Raw genomic sequence first — 3,400 nt, forward strand, 5'->3', positions numbered from 1 at the left:
CGGCAGGATATGGATTGTTAAGCAACCTGCACGGCTAGAAACGCACAAAAGCGAGCGACGCAATAGGGCGTCACTCGCTTTCGTGATCACGAGCTCTGGTCTGGCTCGGTTGAGATCGCAGCGGGTTTGGTGCCGCAGCGGGATGCGTGCTGTGTCAACGCATCCGTCTCCGTCGGACCGATTGTCGGGTGGGTTAGTAGGGCTCTTCGTTTACCCCGGCCATTTCCTTTTCGTCGGCGATCGCTTGCATTTCTTCGGCGGTTTTGCTCGGGTTCGACCATGGTAGGCGGGCCGCCCGATCCACAGCCCGCGATGAACATGGACACGCCGCAGATCGTCAATAGCAAGAATGGTTTAATTAGTTTCATGATGGTTTTCCGTATTGTTTTCGTATGATTGTTGTGTTGCCCGAGATTCCACGTGGCGGCTAGCGTGCGAGCCGCCACGGCGGAGTGTGAATGTTCTGTTCAATCATTGTTCGTCGTTTGAAGCGATTTCTTCTAGCGACGTTCGACGACTAGAACGCCTCGGTGATGATTTCACGCGATGCTCGCGTGCCCAGAGCTCCCCATAATCCGTATGGGCTCGCATCGCCGACGAGGTTATTTTCCGAGCTGCTAAACCAGTATGGAATGGCTGCATTCGCGTTACCTGCCTCGATCGAATCGGTGATGAACTTGACCGCACCGTCACCCATCAACACGTGGACGCCGCCTTGGTGTCGGCTGCTGGCTGACATCGGTCCGCTGTAGGTCGCAGCAAAAGTCGACATCGTGCATGAGGGGCTATTCGGAGCGTGAACGGTATAGAATCCGGAATAGACGGGGCCCCAGTCAGCCCAGCGGAAGCCTCGCTTGTCGCTGCTGCTCATCAGCTTCACGCCCGATGTTTGCCAAAATTGCGGTCGAGCTGGGTCGACCAAGTCGTCGCAGATACCTGGTTCGAGAAAGCCTTCACCTGCTTTTGGAGCTTGCGTCGAGGAGCCCGCGATCACTCGCAGGTCGGTTCGTGCGTCACGGTCACCCAAGTCGGTCGCGATTTCGCCAGCCACGATTGTGTTGGACAATCCATCGAGCGTATCGCGGAACTTCATTGTGGCTCGCGGACGAAACATACCACGATGACTGCCGCGCGATCGTTGTCCCGCAGTAGAAACCGAAACACCACCCGGGTATGTTGCGCTCGTGGTGCCCCACGGGTGAGGATCGGTGTAGTGATAGACGTAATGCCCGTCGCCAAGAGACGCAGCGTAATTGGTGCGGCCTTGAGCTGGCGCTCCGGTTCCTGGATCGCTCGGGCAGCGGAAGGTTGGGATTTCGCTCGCCCAAGGGACATAGCCATCTTGGGTCCATGGATTCGGGCCCATCGCGCTCCACGGTGCCGACATGGTCGAGCCCAAGGTGTTCTGCATGCTTGGGTTGGAAATCTGTTCCCACAACGCCTGTTGCTCGATGAACGGTGTCAATCCGACAAGAAAGCTCAGTCGACGGGAACTGGCACCGCCGCCGCTGGTGATGTTGCCTCCGCCATAGCCGTATCCGTTTCCGTTGGAGCCGCCCCCTTGGACGGGCAGCTGTTTGTATGCTGAATGATAGTTGTGGATGCCCAAGCCAATTTGTTTGAAGTTGTTACCACAGCTCATTCGTCGTGCGGCTTCGCGAGCGGCCTGGACCGCCGGAAGCAGGAGTCCAACAAGAACTCCGATGATAGCGATGACGACGAGTAGTTCCACGAGTGTGAAACCTTTGGTACCCCTAGAATCTCTCATTAAATTGCCTTTACCGAATCGAAAAAAAATAAGTCGTTAAAGTCGTTCACGGATATTCGATGAGCAATCGCATGAAGGGGATGTGGCCGCGTTAGCGGCCTTCAACACGAGTCAACGATTCGTGACTTGTACTGTCCCCCAATCCTAGGGTTTATCGAAAATAAATGATTGGAGTTATTGTTTGTGGGATTGAGAAACTGCGCACAAATTCATGGGATGTCCCCATTTGTCGGCTCTGACGCAGCGCTGTCATGATGCGAGCAAAAGGGACGACCAGTGTATGCGTTTTGCTGGTTTTCGTTTGCTAACACCCCATTGCGTTACCCTAGGTGAATCAAGAAAGGCAGCATCAAAAGTTCTCGCGTTAGCGATATGCGACACGGGGTTAATGTTTTGCGACGCGTTGCTTTTAAGCGGCCAGCTGCATTGCTCCGGTGTAAGAGTTGCAGCAGAGTCTTGGTCTGTTTGTCGCCCGCCTCGCCCACGTCCACCGCGTTCATCGCCACCGATCGCCAAAATCGAATCGATACATCCGCGAGCAAAATTCGGAACCGCAGCTGCGGCCGTTCCGAGTCAATCGTCTGGTGCGAGTTTTCCCGTCCCACCTCGTCCCGAACTGGGCGGTCCCCATTCCGGTGACCGGTCCCCATTCCGGTGACTGTCCCCGATCCAAGAACATCGTTATGCCGCAGGCCGAGGACGACAAGGAACCGCGTGGCTCGGCAGTGACGATGTGTTGGCGTTTTCGGTGACAGTTGCGTTCGACATGATAGCCGCCGACCGGCACGTTGGCGGCGTTGACCACTTACACGGGGACAGACCCCAATCCGCTCAGACCCCAATCCGCTCATAAGGGGACAGGGCTTATTCTGTGGGGGTTGACTTTTGATCAGGTGAGGCGAACGATTGAACATCGGTCGGTTGCCCCGTTCCTGCTGCCTTTTTGTGAGGTGTGATGATGTCACGCTTGGCCCGCTCGGAAGTCTTTGATCCCGACGAAGTCGCCATCGCTCACGTCTGTAGTCGGACTGTTCGCCGGTGCTTCTTGATGGGCGATGATCCAATCACCGGCAAAAACTTTGACCATCGCAAAAAGTGGATCGAACAACACCTGATGCAATTCGCAGGCACATTTGGAATAGATCTGCTCGGGCTAGCTTTGCTATCAAATCATGTCCATTTGATTCTCCGCACACGGCCCGACGTTGTTGCGACCTGGAGCGACAGTGAAGTGGCACGGCGGTGGATGATGATTTGTCCGCATCGCCGAAGTTCCGATGGGCTGCCGCTTCCGCCAACCGAAGCAGAGATCCAATCGATCGCTGGATGTCCCGTCAAATGTGCCGACATCCGCAAACGACTTAGCAGTATCAGTTGGTGGATGCGACTGCTTTGCCAACGTGTCGCAATGCGAGCGAACCAGGAAGACGAAGAATCAGGCCATTTTTTCCAAGATCGCTTCCATGCCACTCGGATCGTCGACGCGGCTTCGCTGTTGGCCTGTGCTGCCTATGTCGACTTGAATCCGATCCGGGCTGCGATGGCCGAAACGCTCGAACAGAGTAATCACACCTCGGTTCAGCGGCGGATTGAGTCGATCACCGCCGATCGAGACGAAGGCGTTCCAGTGGA

At 55.8% G+C, this 3,400-nt stretch carries 2 protein-coding genes; one reads left to right on the forward strand and one right to left on the reverse strand.

Annotated features, from left to right (window positions below; all coding sequences use genetic code 11):
• Nucleotides 1-517: 517 nt before the first annotated feature.
• On the reverse strand, nt 518-1,768 hold the full coding sequence (locus RMSM_RS04190; RefSeq protein ID WP_040764043.1) for a DUF1559 domain-containing protein: 1,251 nt from the start codon (nt 1,766-1,768) through the stop codon (nt 518-520).
• Nucleotides 1,769-2,723: 955 nt separating this feature from the next.
• On the opposite strand from RMSM_RS04190, the gene RMSM_RS41730 reads away from it, so the two are divergent.
• On the forward strand, nt 2,724-3,400 hold a 677-nt coding region (locus RMSM_RS41730), incomplete at its 3' end, for a transposase (RefSeq protein ID WP_390172606.1).

Source organism: Rhodopirellula maiorica SM1, assembly GCF_000346295.1.
GTDB lineage: Bacteria > Planctomycetota > Planctomycetia > Pirellulales > Pirellulaceae > Novipirellula > Novipirellula maiorica.

What these genes read in the sequence shown, in the direction of transcription:
- RMSM_RS04190 (WP_040764043.1), bottom strand. Translation starts at nt 1,768, where the DNA reads ATGAGAGATTCTAGGGGTACCAAAGGTTTCACACTCGTGGAACTACTC.